This is a genomic window from Vibrio sp. 1978 (genome assembly GCF_033344345.1).
In genome coordinates this window covers 1-20,958 of sequence record NZ_JAWPOP010000008.1, presented here as the reverse complement: position 1 = coordinate 20,958, position 20,958 = coordinate 1, and the positions used below count along the sequence as shown (strand labels likewise).

General features: G+C 38.0%; 17 protein-coding genes and 1 pseudogene. All 18 read right to left on the bottom strand.

Going from position 1 to position 20,958, the window contains the following annotated elements; genetic code table 11:
- Positions 1 to 747: a glycosyltransferase family 2 protein gene (locus R8N49_RS09880; protein ID WP_318189944.1), complete on the bottom strand. Its 747-nt coding sequence runs from the start codon at positions 745 to 747 to the stop codon at positions 1 to 3.
- Positions 748 to 2,154 (bottom strand): mannose-1-phosphate guanylyltransferase/mannose-6-phosphate isomerase, encoded by a 1,407-nt coding sequence (locus R8N49_RS09875; RefSeq protein ID WP_318189943.1) that lies wholly within the window; start codon positions 2,152 to 2,154, stop codon positions 748 to 750.
- 377 nt (positions 2,155 to 2,531) lie between these two features.
- On the bottom strand, positions 2,532 to 3,506 hold the full coding sequence (gene fcl / locus R8N49_RS09870; RefSeq protein ID WP_318189942.1) for a GDP-L-fucose synthase: 975 nt from the start codon (positions 3,504 to 3,506) through the stop codon (positions 2,532 to 2,534).
- A 5-nt stretch (positions 3,507 to 3,511) separates the two neighbouring features.
- Complete coding sequence (gene gmd, locus R8N49_RS09865) at positions 3,512 to 4,618, bottom strand: GDP-mannose 4,6-dehydratase (RefSeq protein ID WP_318189941.1); 1,107 nt, start codon at positions 4,616 to 4,618, stop codon at positions 3,512 to 3,514.
- A gap of 17 nt (positions 4,619 to 4,635) precedes the next feature.
- Positions 4,636 to 5,616, bottom strand: coding sequence for an acyltransferase family protein (locus tag R8N49_RS09860; protein WP_318189972.1), 981 nt, complete (start codon positions 5,614 to 5,616; stop codon positions 4,636 to 4,638).
- Positions 5,603 to 6,154, bottom strand: a complete 552-nt coding sequence (locus tag R8N49_RS09855; RefSeq protein ID WP_318189940.1) for a WcaF family extracellular polysaccharide biosynthesis acetyltransferase — start codon at positions 6,152 to 6,154, stop codon at positions 5,603 to 5,605. Before R8N49_RS09855 ends, R8N49_RS09860 begins: the two co-directional genes overlap by 14 nt.
- 2 nt (positions 6,155 to 6,156) lie before the next feature.
- Positions 6,157 to 7,326 carry a glycosyltransferase gene (locus tag R8N49_RS09850; RefSeq protein ID WP_318189939.1) on the bottom strand — a complete coding sequence of 390 codons (1,170 nt, stop codon included), beginning with the start codon at positions 7,324 to 7,326 and terminating at the stop codon, positions 6,157 to 6,159.
- Positions 7,327 to 8,454: a glycosyltransferase family 4 protein gene (locus tag R8N49_RS09845; RefSeq protein ID WP_318189938.1), complete on the bottom strand. Its 1,128-nt coding sequence runs from the start codon at positions 8,452 to 8,454 to the stop codon at positions 7,327 to 7,329.
- The gene (locus R8N49_RS09840) at positions 8,451 to 9,305 is read right to left on the bottom strand and encodes an ATP-grasp fold amidoligase family protein (RefSeq protein WP_318189937.1); all 855 of its coding nucleotides are present in this window, start codon (positions 9,303 to 9,305) and stop codon (positions 8,451 to 8,453) included. The genes R8N49_RS09845 and R8N49_RS09840 overlap by 4 nt, the downstream gene beginning before the upstream one ends.
- A complete protein-coding gene (locus tag R8N49_RS09835; RefSeq protein WP_318189936.1) occupies positions 9,302 to 10,357 on the bottom strand; it encodes a CapA family protein in 1,056 nt (351 codons plus the stop codon). The genes R8N49_RS09840 and R8N49_RS09835 overlap by 4 nt, the downstream gene beginning before the upstream one ends.
- Positions 10,347 to 11,597, bottom strand: a complete 1,251-nt coding sequence (locus R8N49_RS09830; protein WP_318189935.1) for a glycosyltransferase family 4 protein — start codon at positions 11,595 to 11,597, stop codon at positions 10,347 to 10,349. The genes R8N49_RS09835 and R8N49_RS09830 overlap by 11 nt, the downstream gene beginning before the upstream one ends.
- 3 nt (positions 11,598 to 11,600) lie before the next feature.
- A complete protein-coding gene (locus tag R8N49_RS09825) occupies positions 11,601 to 12,878 on the bottom strand; it encodes an O-antigen polymerase (RefSeq protein ID WP_318189934.1) in 1,278 nt (425 codons plus the stop codon).
- Positions 12,879 to 12,886: 8 nt separating this feature from the next.
- Entirely contained in the window at positions 12,887 to 13,852 is a 966-nt protein-coding gene (locus R8N49_RS09820) for a glycosyltransferase family 4 protein (RefSeq protein ID WP_318189933.1), read from the bottom strand.
- Positions 13,853 to 13,908: 56 nt separating this feature from the next.
- Positions 13,909 to 15,417, bottom strand: a complete 1,509-nt coding sequence (locus R8N49_RS09815) for a hypothetical protein (RefSeq protein WP_318189932.1) — start codon at positions 15,415 to 15,417, stop codon at positions 13,909 to 13,911.
- 362 nt (positions 15,418 to 15,779) lie between these two features.
- Complete coding sequence (locus tag R8N49_RS09810) at positions 15,780 to 16,808, bottom strand: IS630 family transposase (RefSeq protein ID WP_269984591.1); 1,029 nt, start codon at positions 16,806 to 16,808, stop codon at positions 15,780 to 15,782.
- Between the two features lie 126 nt (positions 16,809 to 16,934).
- Positions 16,935 to 17,945, bottom strand: a pseudogene (locus R8N49_RS09805) (ISAs1 family transposase); the annotation flags it as partial.
- 9 nt (positions 17,946 to 17,954) lie between these two features.
- Positions 17,955 to 19,085, bottom strand: coding sequence for an ISAs1 family transposase (locus R8N49_RS09800; RefSeq protein ID WP_237310154.1), 1,131 nt, complete (start codon positions 19,083 to 19,085; stop codon positions 17,955 to 17,957).
- A 513-nt stretch (positions 19,086 to 19,598) separates the two neighbouring features.
- Positions 19,599 to 20,678, bottom strand: coding sequence for a UDP-N-acetylglucosamine--undecaprenyl-phosphate N-acetylglucosaminephosphotransferase (wecA, locus tag R8N49_RS09790; RefSeq protein WP_258489628.1), 1,080 nt, complete (start codon positions 20,676 to 20,678; stop codon positions 19,599 to 19,601).
- Positions 20,679 to 20,958 lie beyond the last annotated feature (280 nt).

Genomic DNA, 20,958 nt, shown 5'->3' with positions numbered 1-20,958 from the left:
TTACCTCTTAAAAAACTGTGGAAATTTTGAAACGTTTTTAACCAGCAATGCTGAAGGCCAAAAAAGGTGATTGTTCTTCAAAGCTTGGATATCTTCTTTCGTTTTTTCAATAATATTTGCCAAACTGCGGTTACTTGCCCCGCCCACGCGCATTTTTGTGACTACTTTAGGCAGGTAAGACGCGGTAACGTTGTGAGTCCACAAGTAGCGTAAAATTGAATCATAATCCGCCGCTATCTTTAAACTTAAGTCAAACTGGCCAAATTGTAGGTAGCATTCTCGCTTCATAAAAAATGTCGGGTGAGGTGGCATCCACCCTGCACGGATGTTATTTCGTGCATACGAGCCTGAGATCCACTTGCGGATCACTTTAGACGTGTCATCTTTTGATACGTACTCTAGGTCCGCATATACAGCTTGAGTATTGTTAGACTCCAGTGTACTGACCAAGTCCTTGATTGCATCAGGGTAAGCCAGCATATCATCAGAATGAAGGAAACCTACAATGTCACCTGTTGCGGCCTGTATACCTTTATTCAATGCATCATAAATGCCCTTATCTGGCTCTGAGATAAGTTTAGTGATTCGCGTTGCGTTAGATTGAATGACCTCTAACGTAGAGTCTTTTGATGCGCCATCGACAATAATGTACTCAATATCTTGATAGGTTTGTTCCTCTAAAGAACGAAGTGTATCGGCTATGGTATTGGCACTATTATAAGTCGCAGTAATAATGGATACTTTCACTTAATACCCTACTCCGTACTCTTCCAACCGCACTATATCGTCTTCTTCCAAGTAATTGCCTGAACGGACTTCTATCAAATGAAGATCTATCTTGCCCGGGTTCTCTATCTTATGTGGCGATCCGATAGCTACATAAGTAGACTCGTTTTCACTCAAGATATACGACTTTTCACCGTTAAGTACTTTCGCAGTACCTTCAACAACTACCCAGTGCTCAGCGCGGTGATAATGCAACTGAGTGGCCGTTGCTTCACCTGGTTTAACCACAAGGTGCTTCACATGAAAGCGTTCACCCTTTGCGATTTCATCATGCGATCCCCAAGGGCGGTAGACTTCACGATGCTGAAGGTATTCATTGCGTTTTTGTGCTTTTAACTGATTTACAATGCTCTTTACGTCTTGCACTTTGTCTTTGTGTGCCACAAGTACTGCATCTTTAGTTTCAACAACAACTAGGTCATCTACTCCAACAGTGGAAACTAACTTACTTTGTGAATAAATAAAGCTATTTTGTGTCCCTTGGGTTATCACGTCACCATGGGTCACATTCCCTGCTACATCTTTCTCTGCTACCTCCCAAAGAGAGCTAAACGAACCCACATCGCTCCAGCTAGCGTCAAGCGGCACGACAACTGCATCCTCGGTCTTTTCCATAACGGCATAGTCTATAGAGTCATCAGGGCAAGATAAGAACGCTTCTTCATCAAGGCGGATAAAATCAAGATCGTTAACTGAACCCGCTATCGCTTTTTCACATGCAGTCAAGATATCGGGTCTATGCTTCTTAAGTTCTTCTAAGTAACGAGAGGCTTTGAATAAGAACATACCGCTATTCCAAAGATATTCATTGCTTGAAATATATTCTTTGGCCGTTGCTAAATCGGGCTTTTCAACAAAGCGCTCTACTTGATATGAATCTGCGCTATCGGATTTGCCTTGCTTAATGTACCCATAACCAGTTTCAGGACCAGTCGGAACTATGCCAAAAGTGACTAATTTATTCTCAATAGCTCGTTTCTTCGCAATTTCTACTGCCTCAACAAAGGCTTCTTGATCTTGAATCACGTGATCGGCAGCCAATACTAAAAACAGTGGATCATCACCTTCTTTCTTACTTTGCAGCGCCGCCAATGCAATAGCAGGCGCGGTATTACGACCCACTGGTTCTAATGCGATACCACTATGTGCAAGGTTTTGCTGACGAAGTTGCTCTGCAACAATAAATCGGTGTTCTTCATTACAAATTATGAAAGGCGATTTATGCTCAATACCTTCCAATCGATTAATGGTGTCTTGAAGCATAGTATTATCACTAGTCAAACTAATGAATTGCTTTGGGTATAACGTTCGAGAAAGAGGCCACAAACGGCTACCCGAGCCGCCAGCCATGATTACAGGTAAAAGCATATGATTGATCCTAGCTAATATTATAATTTTTCGTTTTGCTATTAAGAAGGGTGATTAATGCAATGCGACGGTTTAGACAATGATGCCCAAGTCATTTAACAAGTTTTTACAATGAAGTGCATCATCTCCGAAGCGATTGGCCAGCACTCGGGACAATGTTAACTATTTTCTGAGTTCTATTATCGAGCCTCAAATTATATAGTGCGTCATACCCGAGCTCTTTTATCGACTGCAAAATTGTGTAGTCCGTCTTGCCCGAGTTCCTTTATCGACTACCAAATTATGCAGCCCGTCATTATGCCCGAGTTCTTTTATCGGGCATCTAAAAAACAACGACTGTACTTAATTATCTAGGACCTAGTGTCTAGGTCCTAAACCTATCCTCGACAACTCTCTTGATTCTCCAAGAACCACTCATACGTTGTAGTAAGACCTTGCTCTAGGCTAACACCGTAATTCCAACCAAGCCTCGCCAATCGTGACACATCCATCAGCTTGCGAGGCGTACCATCTGGCTTCGTTGTATCAAAGGTAATTTCACCCTCAAAACCTACAACCTTCGCCATCGTCTCTGCCATCTCACGAATAGTACAATCTATGCCTGTACCGACATTGATGTGCGAAAGCATTGGTTCAGTGTTCGCTTCGTAAGTGGTCTTATCCAGCTCCATTACATGAATGCTGGCCGCTGCCATATCATCCACATATAAGAACTCACGCATTGGCGTGCCTGTACCCCAAACGACCACTTCTTTATCACCGTTAAGCTTTGCTTCATGAAAGCGGCGCATAATCGCCGGAATAACATGAGAGTTCTGTGGATGGAAATTATCATTTAACCCATACAGGTTAGTCGGCATCACGCTTCGGTAGTCACGACCGTATTGACGATTGTATGACTCACACAGTTTAATACCTGCAATCTTTGCAATCGCGTATGGCTCGTTAGTTTCTTCTAGAATACCCGTAAGCAACGCTTTTTCTGTCATTGGCTGCTCTGCAAACTTTGGATAGATGCACGACGACCCTAGGAACAGTAGATGCTGTACATCGTTACTGTGCGCAGCATGAATAATATTGCTCTCAATCATCAAGTTCTGATAAATAAACTCAGCAGGGTAAGTGTTATTAGCATGAATGCCACCCACCTTGGCTGCTGCTAAATACACTTCATCGATGTGCTCTGATTTAAAGAACGCATCTACCGCTGCTTGATTGGTTAAATCCAACTCACTTGAAGTACGAGTCACCAATTCAATATCATCGCGCGCTTCTAGTTGGCGAACAATCGCTGAGCCCACCATCCCACGATGACCAGCAACAAATACACGTTTCTTAGTTACTTGAGTCATAGTGATTAGCTTTCCACTGAAATAGACACGTCAAAACCGTGTTGTTTCAAGATAACGTGTTGTTTTGCTTTTGCTACATCTGCTTGAACCATTTCAGAACACATCTCTTCAACGGTAATCTCAGGAACCCAGCCTAACTTTTCTTTTGCTTTCGTTGGGTCACCCAGTAATGTTTCTACTTCTGCAGGGCGGAAAAATTTAGGATTCACCTTAACAATGACATCACCAATACTTACTGCAGGCGCTTTTTCAGAATCAACATCAGTAACAGTCGCTATCTCATCCACACCTTTACCAGTAAACTCTAGCTCAATACCGGCTTCTTTAGCAGACATACGAACAAACTCACGTACAGAGATTTGCTTGCCCGTTGCAATTACGAAATCATCTGCAACTTCTTGTTGCAACATCATCCACTGCATACGAACGTAATCTTTGGCGTGACCCCAGTCTCGAAGCGCATCCATATTACCCAACTCCAGGACTGACTCTAGGCCTTGAGAGATATTGGCGATAGAACGAGTAATTTTGCGTGTTACAAAGGTTTCACCACGGCGTGGAGACTCGTGGTTGAACAAAATACCATTACATGCGTACATACCGTAAGACTCACGATAATTTACCGTAATCCAGTACGCGTACATTTTAGCTACAGCGTACGGAGAGCGGGGATAGAATGGCGTCGTTTCACGCTGAGGAGTTTCACGAACCTCACCATACAACTCAGAAGTAGAAGCTTGGTAGAAACGGGTTTTCTTCTCAAGACCGTTAATGCGGATTGCCTCAAGAAGACGGATGGTACCCATCGCATCAACGTCAGCTGCGTATTCCGGAGATTCAAACGATACCGCTACGTGAGACATTGCGCCCAAGTTATAGATTTCATCTGGTTGAATTTCTTGAATAAGACGGATAAGGTTTGAAGAGTCCGTCAAATCACCGTAGTGAAGGTGGATATGATCACTGTTTCCAATTACGTGATCAATACGCTCAGTGTTAAATGAAGAACTGCGACGGATTAAGCCGTGTACTTCATACCCTTTTTCTACAAGAAACTCAGCAAGATAAGAACCATCTTGACCTGTAATACCAGTTATAAACGCTTTTTTCATAAAATATCTCTACAAACCTATAAAATAAATTTAAATCTGAATCTAGCCAACATTACAAATGACCCCAGAATAGTCGTCAAAACTACACAATATGTAAACTTGACTAAACTCGAACCAACTACCCCTAACTGTGATAGAAAATAAAGTACCAAAGGGTGAATAAAATACAAAGCAGTAGAATATAATGAGTAATTTATCTTTCTGCTATTTGTTGTTACTTTAGCTTCGGTTTTTGTGCAGAAAAGAAACAACCCTAACACAGATAACGGAAGAGACATGTAAGTGTCAAATCCATATTGATATCCTAAAAGAAAAAAATTAAACATAGACTCTACTATTAATAATAGCAACCCAATACCTATTAGCCATTTGGGCTCTAATGCGATTTTAATTTCTTTTGACGCTATGAGAAATCCCAGACTAAAAAACGGAAACCCAAAAAAAATGAAGTTCCTAAACAAAAAAAGCAAGCTGCCTTGGTTAAAATCATTAGCAAAGGGGAATGCATTAAAGTTGTAATTTAATAAATACTGAATACACACACCGATCAAGAATAAGATAATTGATGGAAACTTCAAATCAATCCCATATCTAATCATCAGCCAAACTAACAAACCAGCCCCAATAAGCGCAGACAAGAACCAAAGATGATGATAGCCAAATATAACTGTTTTAAAAGCTTTGATAACATTAAACAAGTTAAAATCAGCATAGTCCAACCAAAAAGGTGAGTATATCAGCATCCAAAATACGTAAAGTATAAATACTCGCTTAAACCATACCAATGTCATCCCTGTTGACTGAGAATTAAAAAAATAGTATCCACTGACAAGAAAAAAGAAAGGAACCGAAATTCTAAATATACCATTAACCAGAACGAAATAACTAAATGATGATATATCTATTAGAAGGCTAGAATGGATTCCGATAACCAAAAATGCCATCACTAGTTTAGTTTTATCAATTAACGAGTTTCTGTTAATCTTAGCACCGGTCATTTTCAAATCTACTCCGAACAAAGACAGCTGGACTACCCGAGTAAATCCCGTTAGGTTGAAGATCGCATTTCGCAATTGAACCTACGGTTAATACAGCATGTTCACCAATAACCACACCAGGACAAACAACAGATTTTGCCCCAATCCAAGCACCTTGACATATATTAATTTGAGAGGTTAATAGATCAAAAGTTCTGCTTTTGTAATTGTGATTACCAGTTAGTAGAAAACTACCTTGAGACAAGCAACAGTGATCGCTTATACACACATTTTCTAAGTTATCTATCCATACATTTTCTCCAATCCAAGTATGATCTCCGACAACTAACCTCCAAGGAAACTTGATATTTACATTAGGCTTAATTACAACTCCTTCGCCTATCTTTGCTCCAAACAATTTTAAAATAGATACTTTTATTTTATTTGGGAATGGAAAGGACGTGAGAAAGAAAAAAGCTCTGACTAATGTCCATATTGAAACAAGAAACTTATGTTTGAAAGAATAATTATTCAATTCATATTCGTCTAATCTTACCAAAATTAATCCCTGTTTGAGTATAGTTGAATACAATCAGGTATCTGACGATTCTCATCTAAACACCATTCATATACAGAAATCATGTCACGACCAACTTTGTCCCAAGTAAATTTAGATTCGACCAGGTTCCTACCGTTTACTCCAATAGATAATAGCGCTTCTGGTGTACACGCTATTATTTTCAATAATTGCTCATATATTGATTCTTTAGTAGGTTCAACTTTGATAGCTGCATTATGAACAAACCCCTCATGCAAATTACAGTGCTCAGTCATAATAACGGGTAGTCCGTAAGACCATGCTTCAAGCACAGACATTGGGAGTCCTTCTGAAAATGAAGGTAGTATAAAAGCATCCGCAGAGCGTAAAAGATGATCTTTATCGCTTCCAAAAACGGAACCAATATATGTAATACTGTCGAATTCAGTCGTGTTTTTTACTATTTGTTTAGATAGATTATCGTCATCCCAACCAGCAATCACTAATTCCCAATCTAACTCGTCGCCCTGTGATTGACAAAGAATTCTCCAGGCATCTAAAAGCTCTAACAATCCCTTCTTTTTATGCATTCTACCCAAGAAAACAAGTTTCTTTCTTCTAATAGAAAAAGACATTTTCTTACTGGAAAAATACTGGTCAGCCAAATCTGGTAGATCAATGCCATTAGGTATAATTGCTATCGGATTTTTAAAACCAAGTTTACGAATCGATTCATACTCCGACTTACACAAAGCATGTATACAATGACTTCTCCTAATAGTCGCATTTCCGTATAAGAAACTAATAAGTTTCTTTTTTAACACAGACTGTTGGATAGCCCATTCATCCATCATACCATGTGGTGATATAATTAGTTTTTTATTAGTTCTAAGCGAATACAACAAACTAATCAACTGGTTAAAATTCCATAGACCGTGAAGATGAATTATGTCTGGATTTTTATTTGAAATTAGAGGTAACAATTCAAACGAAAATTTGAATTTGCTAACTGCTTTATACGTAACGACTTTAACTGGCCGCCAAGAATCTATATCGCTCTTATAATCTTTCTCTTTCCAACCAAAAACTGTTATATTTGAGCCTAATTTTACTAAGGAATTTGCAAGTTCCTTAACCGCAAAATAAAGTCCGCCTGAATGTTTGGTCACACCACCAAGTTTTACCACTTTCATCTAACTAACCATAGTTTGTTTTATTGCTTTTATATAACCTTCAGCCATTCTATTAATTGAATAATCTTGCTCTATAGTAAGTCGAGCGTTTTTTCGAACTGAGGTAAGATGTTCGTCATTATGCAAAATTTCCAAGATCTTGTCTTTTAAAGCTAAAGAATCGTTGTCATTAAATAAAAATCCATTTTCACCGTTTTTCAAAGCGTGTATTTCAGGGTTATGTGCGCTTATTTTATCGCCAGTAAGTACTGGCAAACCATAAGCCATCGCATGAATAATGCTTAAACCTATATTGGCGGGGTAACAGAACAAATCTGAAGATAAAAAGTATGGGGCTAACTCTTCCTCTTCATAAATCTCTCCAACAAATTGAACTGATTTTTTTATCCCTAAATCATGTGCTAACTGTTTCAGTTCATCTGCGTAGTTATTCTGTTTTCCAATAATCACTAATTTAATATTTAGAGATTCTTGCTTCAAAAAAGCTAATGCATTAAAGAGCACCTCGACATTATTCTCAGGGTACAATCTTCCAACATATAAGATCGTACTACATTCCAACAAATCGTGTTCCCTTTTAAATTTAGTCAACCGAGCATTATTATTCCAATAATCAAACGCACGGTTCACCGGTGACGTATCTAAAGTGTTTAATGCTACGTTAACACGTTCTTTGTTCCAACCAGAATCTACGTACCTCTTTGCTGTGACTTTGTCGTAAAAAAGCACAGATGTTGCCATTTTACCGATGAAATCTCTTAGCGTTTTCTTCACAAGCGACTCTCTTTTCGAATATCCGTGCCCCCATAATATTACTTTAACCCCATTCAATCTTGCTCTTAATAGAGTTGGTAATAAGCTTAGGTAATGAATATTCCAAGGTAAAATCAATACGTCACATCTACTTTTCTTAGCAGATTCCAATTGAGATGGGCACCACATTAAGCCTAAAAAAGGGAGACTATAATTTTTAACAACCCTTGACGAAAAACCTTCTCCTTTAAAGGATGGAAGAGAATCATCCGTAGAATAAAGAATTTTCAGGTTGATTTCGCTATTTTCTGATATTTTACTAAATAAAGGCAACCTATATTTAGGCAGAGCTGGTTGTTGAACTATTACTTTCATAACCAATATTCACCCATAGTTAACTCTAGTTCGTCATTAAACTCACTACTTAGCCCACCACCAGGCGTAAATGTTAATTCACCAAAATAAGGCCTCCCTTCTGAGACGTACCAATCAATACGAACATAGTCAAAATCCTTTATTAGTTCTCCATTAAGGTGGACAATCTCTTTTAAAGCATCTAAATCTGTAGATGGGATAACGTGGTTACCGTTACCAAAACTATGAACACAATCTTCTAAATTATTTAAATAATAACCACGCGATTCGTCAGCAAAGCGACCATCAACAACTTGTAAAACATACTTATAAGTACCATCCATTTGATTAAAACAGTGGAATTTGTAATCTCTCGGAACCTTGCCATCTACACATAAAGACTCTTCAAGAACTATCATCTTAGGGATTTTTCTGTATTGACTCTCACTAGAATCTTTCCCATAGTCAATAGTCATCCAACTTTCAAATTCGTTAACTAGTTCTTTAGCTTGTTCATCGGACAAAGGTGAATCTACAAGGTGAACCATGCCAGCACCATGGTTAGATTTAGCTACGAATCGTTTGAGTCTAATAAAGTCTGAAACTTCTGGCACACCTTTAAAAGAAGAAATTAATTCAATCAGATAAACCTTTCCTATCTTCCTTTCAATATACTCCCTAACCCTGTACTTGTCGGAACAAAGTGAATATAGGTAATTTCTATCAAAATATTTCCGCATAAATACTTTTTGGTTAAAGTATTTTGGTTCATTGGAAAATGGGAATCTTTTAAAAATAGTAACAAAAGCTAATGTGTCATAAGCAACTGTGGGCAATATTATCCTTAATAAATTTTTGACTTTCTTCTTCATTTTCTAGCTTTTTCCTTGTTAATATATTCAATTTGGGAAAATCTGTGAGTTTCAAACCTTAGGTTATGAATACAAAAGTCCAAAGCTCTACTTTTTCTTTTATTAAAATATGGAACAAAGTTAAGTATCTTAGGATAAAAAACACTTAAAATTATTCTCTTCAAATCCATCATCATTAGTTTTCTATAATTATCCGCCAAAGATAATGGATAACTAAAATATTTTTCTAATTGTTCATCAATAGAGGACTCATCCTCTATTAATGAAATATAACCGCTTGTATTACGAGTGTATCCATGACTGACTTTTAGCTCATCTCCAGAGATCTCTAGTGATACGAATTGCCCTATTTTATGCCAGTCGCTCTTGTCGGAATTTTGAAAGATGAAGTTGCCTAGACTGTAGTAAATGTACTTACCATTGTACACTTCATGACTCTGCGGCACGTGTGGATGATGACCAATAACAATCTCAACGCCAAAATCTATAAACGCCCTAAAATAATCTTTCCAACTATCGAGTGGAGTCAGTACATCTTCCAAACCAGCATGTACGATAAGGATGATATTTGTGCCTTTATCCTTAAATTTCTTAAGTATTACAAAAAGTCTTGGATCGGATATAGACAAAAAACCGCTTTTAAATTCTTGACTTTTAACTCCATATTCTGACTCAGCTACGTTAATAATGACCCAATTGTCTGTTATATAATGTATTCTTCCGGGTTTATCACTCGTATTATATCCATGTACACGTATTGATTCATCTTTCAAAGCTCCATTAGAATATTCAGCATTTAACTCTCCGAAATCAAAATAATGGTTATTTGCTACACATACATCTGTAATATTCAGTTCTTTTAGGTTAGTTATCGTCTCTATATTGTGAGAAAGATTAGCACCAACTTTTTCAATTGCACATGTTATATCTTTTACTATGGGTGCTTCGAAATTTATAATATTTAGATCTGAATTGCATAGCACACTACTAAATTTCGGACATATATTAATTTTCTCATTACAATAATAATCACCGAAAACATTAACTTTCATTGGATATTCCTTTGTTTTGATGAAAATTCTCTATACACTCTATCAGTCTTTCACCCCATGCCTCTTCTGAATAGAATGGCCTTTGTTTTATACAGTTTTTCGAACATTCATTTCTAAACTTACGATCCAACACCATTCGTTTAATTGCCTTAGATAACTCATTGCTATTTCTACTTGGAATAACTATACCTTCTCTACCACTAATTATAGGGGCCCCGGATTCTTTTGTGATTATAACAGGGCAGCCAGCACTTATAGCTTCGGCAATCACACCCGCGAACCCTTCTGATAATGCAGGTAAAACAAATACATCTGCACTAAGGAACTCCTTTTTAAGCTCTTGAGATGATAATTTACCTAGGAAATTCATGTTCGTGCATAAAGGGTGTTGTGTTACGGAGTCTGGTAAATCTCCTGCGATTCTAACATCTAGTTCTTCTAGTTCTTTGCCCAACTCATTTGTAGTCTCAGCAAGATAATGCAGCCCCTTTCTTAGAGGGTCACCACCGGCAAAAAGCACTCTTCCAACTATTGGAATATTGATTTCGTCCTTATAGTCAATTGAACAACCATATGGGACAACTCTAATTTTTTCAGAAGAATTGGGCGACAGTTTTAAAACCCCTTCTGCGACCCATTCAGAAGGACAAATGAGCATGTCAGATAACTCGACGCTTTCTTTCCAGAGCGCTAACTCCTTCTCTAAAGTAGTTTTAGATTTGACATTAGCCCATTCTGGTATTAAATCATACTCTTTGGCCATTATTTCATCGGTGATAGGGCTAATATAAACGTCTATTATACATCGAGTGTTTAATTTCTTTGCATACTTAAGAAAATCTAAATTTTCATGATACATGGAATAAACATAATCGATATTTTCGCACCCCCAAGAAATCATTCTTTTGGACAAAATTTGATGCCTTTGTACGAATAGATCAATCCCACTCTTGTTACGGTTAAGTAAACGTTGCATCAACTCTAAGATAGTATTAGCGTCAGATGAATTAATTTTATGCTGAGACACATTTTTAACGATGCGGTTAGACAAGCGCTTAAAGGCATTTGGAGCCCGATTGCCAAGCAACTTAGCAAGCTTACCCAGAGGACTAAAATTACTTGAGTCTGTATAAAATTTTGCCAACATACCTTCGTGATCGAGGATTCTTGGCACAAGATATCGATGCCTTGCACCATGTTGGCATACAATAATTCTTATTTTTTTTTCTAGTTTATTCAAAAGTTATTCCTTACACCTAGCCCAAATTAATAACGGAAAGATAAAACAAAAAAAATAAACCCAATGCCGAGTTAGAAATTCATTTGTATTATGCGTAACAGAAAGCATAAAGTGATTAAGAAGATACAGATATAATATTTGTGATATCACTCCTCCAGCCATTGAATACCTGTATAAATAGCCAATCAAGATTCCAATAATAACGAATTTTATAAAACCTAACCAACCAAAAGATATAAAAGAATCCAAATAACCAGTTACCGTAGAGCCCCCATTAAATGAGTGGTAATAGTTATCCATACTTAATTTTTGGACATCAACTCCGGAAAAATAAAAGAAATCCTTGAATTCATTACCCACTATTTGAGCAGGAATATAATTAAAAACAAGTGTATTCCAATGATATACACCATAATCGAAACTTGTTGTCTTTCCGATTGCTGAACGAGCATAAGTGTAATTATCAAACTCGTATGTGGCATTTTTGCTCTGATCTTCTACTAAAGCTAAATAATTAACATCTAAAGCTTTCTCAATTTTTTCTCCAGTCGAAAGATAATCATCCTTGATGATAGAGCGATATGCCCCTATTGTGTTAATAAAAATCAAACCGAAAATAAGTGCTGTAATTATAACCACCCTAGATGGAATGATTCTTTTTACAAACCATAGCCCTATAAATAAATAACTAACAATATTCATCATCTCTGCTCTTCGACCTTTTAAGAATGCAATATCAATGAATAAGATTACACAAGGCACAAGAAAGATTAGATACTTCGTACTTAAGATCTTTCCACTTTTTAAGTATTGGATCCATAATATAAGGAAGCCAAATCTGAATGTATGACTAAAAAAAAGCAACATTACCGGTATACCGGTCCAAGTTGAGTTAGACAAAATATCTTCTGGTAGAGACCATAATTTGGCTTGAAAATACAACCCAAACATAATTAGAAAAACCGCCACTTTATAAAGACGTTCTTCATCGAACTCCATAAAATACATAGAGCTTTCTTTTAGACTTTTTTTATGTGAAAAGATCCATCCAAAGTAAAACGCCAATGAACACAATGACGCAAAAAGCAAGCCATAAATGTATCCATTATCTGGATAGACATGACTTTTTTCTAAGGAACCCAACGCTTGTGGGAAAAACCATCCTAAAGAAATTAAAGAAAACCAAAAAGTAGGTTTGAATATATCACCTTTCTTTATAAGGCAACTAATAAGCATTAACAGGTTTATCATACCGTATATTGCTAATGAGATTACTTCCACTTAGACCTCTAAGTTTTTATTTTATCTAATTCCAATAAATATTTTTTAGCCACATTTAACTGATAGTGTTTTTTTAAGTGAAAATCCAAACTAGATTCAGGAGAAATATTCGCTAACTTAGGTGAGTCAAGTACATCCGCCAAAGCATCTCTGAGTCCTTTTATATCGCCTTTCTCGAATATAGTGGCATGAGGGCCTGCAGCCTCTGGTAAACCACCGTCGTTCGAGCAAACTAGCTTACAATTTGAGCTTAAGCCTTCTAATGCAACGATTCCAAACGCTTCATTACACTTTGAAGGTACAACAAGAATTTTGTGTTTATTCATAGACTTAGATAAGGCTAATGCACTAAGGGAACCCACTAATTTTATCTTATGACCCCAACTTCTCGTTTTAGCAAAGCTAGTTATTTCTTCACAACATCCACCAGTACCAACCAAAGTCACTTCAGGAATATCTATGCTTCGATGCAACATATCTAATGCGAACAAAAGGTCCATAACGCCTTTCCCCTCGGTTATACCCACACTCAAGATTCCTTTTCTATTTTCGTTGGAAATGGAGGGATCTGGGCTAAAAAGTATTTCATCATAGGGATTAGGAATAACCCCCTTAATCGGTTTTCTCGAAGTACTTTTCACATAGTTGCTCACAGCAAATACGTCACATTTATCGTAAAAGAACCGATCAAACAATCGCCAGATTCCTTTCCTTTCTCTTGGCTTAGTATGGAGAACCATCATCGTCTTTTTCTTCAAGAACAGTAATGGCCACATAAGCTTATAACATTCCCCCTGGGCTATTACTACGTCAGATGAAACTAAACTCTTAATTAATTTTATTTTCGATTCTGTCCTTACAACTTCATATGATAAGTTCTCTACTGTGCCATTATCAGGTTGTGGTGTAAAAACAGTAGTGTTACAACCGAGTTCGTTAAATGCTTTTGAAAGTAAGTGGGTTACAGTTTCCACTCCTCCTTTAGAAGGATAGAATGGAATTGTAAGAATTAATATTTTCAATATTCACCTCAGGTAATCTTTTTAATCAAGACATTAAATATTCTTTTGTTAAAAATAATAATTAAAGATGACAAAAATAATCCTGCCAGAAGTAACAGCAGTATTAACATAGAAATGTTATCGTAATGGTTATTAAAAATATAGTTAAACATTAAAAATGAAATTCCAATCATAATAGATGAAATAATAGTATCCACCACAAACTTGGAATACTTTATTGTTGTTTTACGCGCTATAATAAAAGGAACTAATATTGCATCTTTTACAATTAAAGAGATTGACGTGGCTAACGCGACGCCCAAGAAACCATAACCTAACTTTATAAATGCTACGGATAATAAAATATTAAGAATACCTGCTGTTATACTAATTATCCCATTCAAACTCATCTGGTTAGTAATTAGAAAATAACGCCATAGTATTGATTCTGGTAATGTGTAGGCCAAATAAAAAATCATAACTTGAAGTAATAAAATGTATCTTTCTTCACTTTCTGGCAGCCAATAATTAATTATAAGAGGAGATACTACGAGTAATCCCCCAGTTATGATTCCACCGAGACTAGAAAGAAATCTTGAACTATGCGAGAGCATTTCAGTAAAACGTACCTCATTGCCTCTTGCATAGTCGATCAAGAGAACAGGCGCTATTACGCTTTCAATCTGTTTAGTAATTTGCTTAACAAAATTTGGCCAAACAAGTAACGCTGCAAATACACCTGCCACTCCCGCATCTACAAACCTATTAAGAATCCACGTGTCTGTTTGCGTTATCAACGAAAACCCCAAGACTGCAACAAGTGACCAAGATGACATATTTAAAACGGGTTTTATCCACTTCTTTGAAACATAACTTCTATCAACTTTAAGTTGCGGAGCTAGTTTTTTACTTATACTCACGTATATAACAAAAGTAGCCATTGCTAAAACTAAATCAACGACCCCAATTATCCATAGGTAAGCTCCGATAGTTTTAATCCCAAGAAATATCACTATTAATCTTATTAATATTTTAGTAATGTCTATCTTTGCTGATATATCTATTCTATTAGATGCTTGTATGGCGGTTTTGAATACACCTGTAAGTAGAGCAATAAAAAAAACCAATACATTACACGTTACCAGAATTAAAAAATCATGCTCTTTTACGGGGTTAAATTCAAAGAAAAAATCAAGATTCACAAGGCAATAATAAAATATAGGTATATTTATTAGTACTATCAAACAGTTAGACATTAATGCTGTATTATATATTTCATTAGATTCAAATGAATCACCTCTGTTTAATGCAAGATTAAGATATCTAGAAACTGCACTTCCTATACAGTCCGATATCATTCCTATATATTGAGTTAAGAAACCAGCTAAAGCTATGAGCCCATACTCAGAGCTACCGAACTCACTGATTAGAAAAGGGACAAATACAAAACCCGATATAGTGTAAATAAGAAATCGCACAGCAACGAAACTGCCATTATGCAATATTTTCCCAATACTTATATCACTTTTAATTTTCATTGCTTGGTATATCCCCTCAAACTCTTAACACCTTAAATATAGCCACATTATCTACCATATATTTTACCACCATAATAAGATAAACAATTGCAATAATTGTTATAAATCCTGAACCTAATAAAATCACACTTATCATATTTATAATTAGCATAAGTATAGGAGCGTGATATATGAATTATTTTTTCTTAGCTTAGATAATGCTCTTTTTCGAGTATCGATGGGAAACACTCAATTAACAATAAGAATGTCATTGAAACAATATAATAGATCATATAGCTATTAGTCAAAATTATACTAACAGTACATATATTAAAATAGGTTGCTAGGTAAATACTATTTCTACGGCTATCATTTATACCCGTTCAACTTGAAGATGCAGGTTTCAATATCTGAAAATTATCCGTAATTCTGGATGACAATGAGCCTGCAACTTCTGGTAGCGTTACATCGAAAAACTCCTTGATGGCTGAAGTAAATTCTGACTTGGAGGAGAAGTAAATATTGTTCCTCACATGTTCATTCATCACTTTCCAAAGCCGCTCGATTGGATTTAAATTTGGACTGTAAGGTGGTAAGTAATGAAGCTCAATATTGAGCACTTTTGCCGCATTTCTCACCAGCTCTGACTGATGATAGGCGGCGCCATCAAGAACTAGGTGAACTTTTTGCTCCAACGGGTAATGCTCCTTTTTGAGCTTCCAGAAGAAGCGAACGATGCTCTCGCTGTTTATCGTCTCATACGTTTCTGTCACCGTTGCGCCAATATTTTGAAGCGGTAACGCACCGATAATATTAAGACGAGTTCGACTGCCTGTTGTCTCAATCACTTTGTCTTGCCCTTTTCGTATCCATCCATAACTGAGTTTTGTTGACTGCGTAGGATGAACGGCATCCATGAACAGCACAGGGTCTTCGCTGCTTTTTAGCGTCTCGTTATAGTATTCGATAAAGGCTTGCTGCATCTCTGGATTAAACTTGTGCGGTACACCTTTCGGCTTCTTATATGAGAAACCGTGATGATGTAACCACTTGTTCATTCCAGCAACGGTATAACGGATACCAAACTCTGCTTGTACATAAGCGACAATTTGATGGGTATGAAAGTACGTGTTTTCAGCCAGATGTTCGATAAGCTGCACGGTTTGCCCAGCAGAAAGTCGGCTTTGACTACCGCCATTTTCAGGCTTGAGTTTTTCAGAGAGAACATAATCACTGAGATGACGAGCGACGGTCGATTCGTGAATACGAAGAGCTTGAGAAATCATCATCTGACTCCAACCTTCAGAGGCAAGTAAAACTGCTTTGATGCGGTCACGCACTCGACCATCACGAGTTGAATCGTGCATCTCTTCGAGCTGTTGTTTCTGTTGAGGAGTCAGAGTAATTTTCATGGTGCGTAGCATGATCCTGATTTCATCAGAAATCAAGCATCTTCAATGATCACGGGTATACACTAAAATAATATCCAATTAAGCATGGAGTTACAATATAGCCTTTCAGGGCGACCGCATGAGTGCCTAGTTTTTCGCCATCTGACTAAAACCAGCACTTAATACTGCCTCTAGCATAGACGTATTCATCATACATCGCTTTTGCTTCCCCACTATGCTTAGCTTGGTTGGTTCTTCACGGAGCATGTTCAAGCTCATGTGGCGCAAGCATGATAAATTCTCAGCACCATGATCTTTGTATATCTGGCAAGCATCTTCATTCATTGTGACATCAAGCACCCAGTGCATTGACTCTATGCCCCAATGTTCTCTGACTGCCATAGCAGCTTGTTCTGCACTAAGCGCTTTGGAGCTGATGTAATAACGGTACTCTAGGTCGACAGATTTTCCTTTCTCAAGGCGAAAATTTTCAACCATTACAACGCTCTTTAAGCCTTTCCAGCGAGAGAAGTTACCTTCAAGTTTAGTACTGTCAAAAACATAGCATTGGCGAGACTCGATACGGCCATGTCCTTGCTCAAGAGAGATGTTATTTGTCACATTGGCTCGCTGAGAAGAGAATGCCTTTTCTATTGCTTGTCGGAGTTTTCCTTGGTTGCTCTTTACTGCAAGCAGATAGTCTCCACCTTGATCTACAATGGCTTTAGCAATCTTAGTTTGACAGGCCATAGCATCAATGGTTACTAGAGCTCCCTTGATGTCGAGCATCTTTATCAGCTCAGGGATCGCTGTAATTTCATTGCTTTTTTGTTCGGTTTTCAGCTGTCCTAGTACGAGCTTGTTGGACGACGCATAAGCACTAATCATATGAATAGTGCTCGTCCTGTCTTCACGATTATATGAGCCGCGAAGCGTTTTGCCATCAATCGCAATCACTTGCCCATCGGTAAGAGTGTGTATTGACGACATCCAGTTAACGAAGCACTCATGAAACTGTTCAGGCTCAATCGTAGAGATGATGCGAGCAATGGTGTCATCCGCAGGAATACCATTCAAAAACAAGTTATTACGCTTAAACCAATCATGATGACCGCGAATATATTCACGAATATCAAACCAGCCTTTCGCACCTGCAACAGGGCAAGATTACGAAGCCCCTTGTACTGCAAGGACTTGCGAAAGGTAGCTATTGCTACGGTTTGCTTTTTTCTGCTTTCTTTTGATCCCTGCTTTGAAGCTGGTTTCTTCCGTCAGCAGATTTAAAGCTATATGTCTTATAACTGCTAAATTCTCACCAGCTTGCTCTCGACGAATCCGACATTCATCTTCTTTAAAACCTACGTCTAATCGCCAGTGCATCTGATTTTCAATGCTCCAATGTGCTCGCGTGCTCTCTAGTAAAGCTTTAGCCGTCAGTTTTGCTGAGCTTATGTAGTGCTTGATTTGCATTGTTTCTGCTGGCTTATCACCTTCTTGACGAATTGAAACGACCATACCAATGGTGGAGAGTCCCGCCCAATCAAGCGCTATATCGCCTAAGAAATCTGTATTGTGAACAACCATACTCAAACGCGTTTCTGTACGACCATGTCCTTTCTCTTGAGTGACGTATTTATCACCTTCAAAACTATTGAGCATACTAGAATTAAAGACTTGGCTAATCGCTTGCTCCAATCGTTTTTGATTACCTTTTACCGCTAAGAGGTAATCTGCATCTTGGCCGACTATCTTTTCAGCTATATCCTTCTGGCATCCCATAGCATCAATCGTCACTAAGCAACCTCGTAAGGAAAGCATTTCAAGCAGTTCGGGGATCGCTTTGATTTCATTGCTTTTATCTGCTGTTTTAACCTGCCCTAACACAACTTGATTTGCAGCACTAAACGCACTAACCATATGGATTGCACCACAACGCTTGTCTTTGTTGTATGTGCCTCTGAGAGTTTTGCCGTCGATAGCAATCACTTCACCCTCAGTCACCTCATGACAGTCTTTCATCCACGCAGTAAAGCATCGTTGCAGTTGCTTGGCGGAAATAAGATTGATAACTCGGGCAATGGTATCGTGTACTGGTATGCCTTGTTTGAAATCACCATACTGTCTAAGCCATTCCAAGTTATCTTCACCAAAATCTTCAATATCTTCCCAACCTTCAGCACCAGCAATCACTGCTGCAATTGTTAAGAAGATAATGTCGGTTAGCGTGTGCTCTATTTTCCAGGCTTGGCGAGGGTCTCGAATAACTGAAATATGGTCCAAAAGGCTTAATCCGCTCATTAGGCTAAATATCTGCTGTTAAAAAACAGTATATGATCACACCTAAATCTGATCATCAAATCGATCTTGGATGTATTGAGATTATTGTGACTTCAGTATCTAATTAGTTAAAATATGACTTCACGTCATCCCTTATTCCATAAGGGGTTTTCATGATCTTGCCCTGGCACCTGCAATCACCGCACATAGCGAGCCAAAAAGGACTTCAAACAGGCAATAAGTGACCTTTGCACCTTGGCGTTGGTCGATAATCGTTTGAAAATGTTCTTTGAAGTGGTCAATGTGCATGATGTTATCCCTAAAAAGGGAGTATATGATCACAGCTAATTGTGATCGTCAAATCGGTCGTGATTTTGTTCAAAAAACGTTCACGATCTCACCCTGTATAGCCTTTCTTATTAGTATTGAGACACTTTTTATTCATTTTGAGACAGTCCATTGCGAACAATCCCTTATAAAACCTTGGTTTTACTACTTTTACAGAAACCGCCCCAATAGGCTTAAATTTATCTTCTACTTGGACGTAAACTGAAGCCCTAAAGTATGAAATAGCTTATTGAACCAGGACGAAATACGCCAAATATGGCTAATTACCCCAAAGTAGCACACAAAAAGAATCAGGAAAGCGACAAACATAATCGATTCACTAATGCCAGTAAAGTCAGCCCACAAACCGATAGCGGCACAAATTGATGCCATCGAACAGATGAAAATTAACGTTGCACCTGGAGAAAGCCCAATACGCTGACAAATATGGTGTAGATGTTCTCTGTCTGGTTGGAATGGTGACTGACCTTTACGAATACGACGGATCATAATGGTTGCCATGTCCATCAAGGGTAAAGCTATCAACCACAGAGCAGTGACAGGCTTGAAGGCTACCGCTCCTGGTTCTTGCGTGCCACGAATTAGCATCCAGACCACGGTAAAGCCGATAAACATACTGCCTGCATCGCCCATGAAGATCTTAAAGCGACGACCAAGTGGGAAACCTAAGTTCAGGAAGATGTAAGGAAGCATCGCAGTCACGATCAATAAACAGATCGTGGCTAAGTATTCGTTTCCGTTGTAGGCAAACACAATACCTAATGCTGTAAAGGTGACCGAGGCTAACCCGCCCAGCAAGCCGTCTATACCATCAACCATATTAAATGCGTTAATGGCGCCTATTACTGCAATAACGGTGATCACTGCGCCAGTGACTTCATTAAGGGCAATGGTTTCGCTCCCCATTAAGTAGCCTAAATCGTGTAAGCTGTGGCCTCCGATGTAAATCATCGCAAGAGATATTCCGGCTTGGATAATAAGACGAATTTTGAAACTTACATCGTAGTAGTCATCTAATGCGCCGAGCACTATAAGCACAGCCGAACAAGATAAGTAGAGTGATAGGTTGTCATTCATTGGTAGGAACAGAAGGAACCCGACCAGTATAGTCGAGAAAATGGAGATGCCTCCTACAAGGGGTACTACTCCTTGGTGAAGCTTTCTTGCATTGGGTTTATCTACTAGACCTACGCGCTTAGCAACCTTGCGCATAACAAAAAGTAGAACGAACGACAAAATAAATACAAATAAATATGCATTATTCATGATAGCCAACTGTGTTATTAAATAAGTTTGAGGTAAATCTATAACGCATCCGACTGATTCCCTTTACGGATTCCATTGCATCACAGGTCCGATACTGCTGATTCTTGCTTCGCTCGTATCTAGACACGCCGAACTCTAAGAATGAGCAGGTGATTTTTTGGCGTGACAAAACCACATTCGCCAACGTGGGTTGTAACGCATTGCACGGAAATCGCATGAACATCCCCGTTATTCAAGGGCTCTGAGAACCTTGCTTAAGTAGTTTACATCCATCGCACAC

Coding starts and splice junctions, on each gene's coding strand:
- R8N49_RS09875 (WP_318189943.1), bottom strand. CDS start 2,154: ATGCTTTTACCTGTAATCATGGCTGGCGGCTCGGGTAGCCGTTTGTGG.
- fcl (WP_318189942.1), bottom strand. CDS start 3,506: ATGACTCAAGTAACTAAGAAACGTGTATTTGTTGCTGGTCATCGTGGG.
- gmd (WP_318189941.1), bottom strand. CDS start 4,618: ATGAAAAAAGCGTTTATAACTGGTATTACAGGTCAAGATGGTTCTTAT.
- R8N49_RS09860 (WP_318189972.1), bottom strand. CDS start 5,616: ATGACCGGTGCTAAGATTAACAGAAACTCGTTAATTGATAAAACTAAA.
- R8N49_RS09850 (WP_318189939.1), bottom strand. CDS start 7,326: ATGAAAGTGGTAAAACTTGGTGGTGTGACCAAACATTCAGGCGGACTT.
- R8N49_RS09845 (WP_318189938.1), bottom strand. CDS start 8,454: ATGAAAGTAATAGTTCAACAACCAGCTCTGCCTAAATATAGGTTGCCT.
- R8N49_RS09840 (WP_318189937.1), bottom strand. CDS start 9,305: ATGAAGAAGAAAGTCAAAAATTTATTAAGGATAATATTGCCCACAGTT.
- R8N49_RS09835 (WP_318189936.1), bottom strand. CDS start 10,357: ATGAAAGTTAATGTTTTCGGTGATTATTATTGTAATGAGAAAATTAAT.
- R8N49_RS09815 (WP_318189932.1), bottom strand. CDS start 15,417: ATGAAAATTAAAAGTGATATAAGTATTGGGAAAATATTGCATAATGGC.
- R8N49_RS09810 (WP_269984591.1), bottom strand. CDS start 16,808: ATGAAAATTACTCTGACTCCTCAACAGAAACAACAGCTCGAAGAGATG.
- R8N49_RS09800 (WP_237310154.1), bottom strand. CDS start 19,085: ATGAGCGGATTAAGCCTTTTGGACCATATTTCAGTTATTCGAGACCCT.
- wecA (WP_258489628.1), bottom strand. CDS start 20,678: ATGAATAATGCATATTTATTTGTATTTATTTTGTCGTTCGTTCTACTT.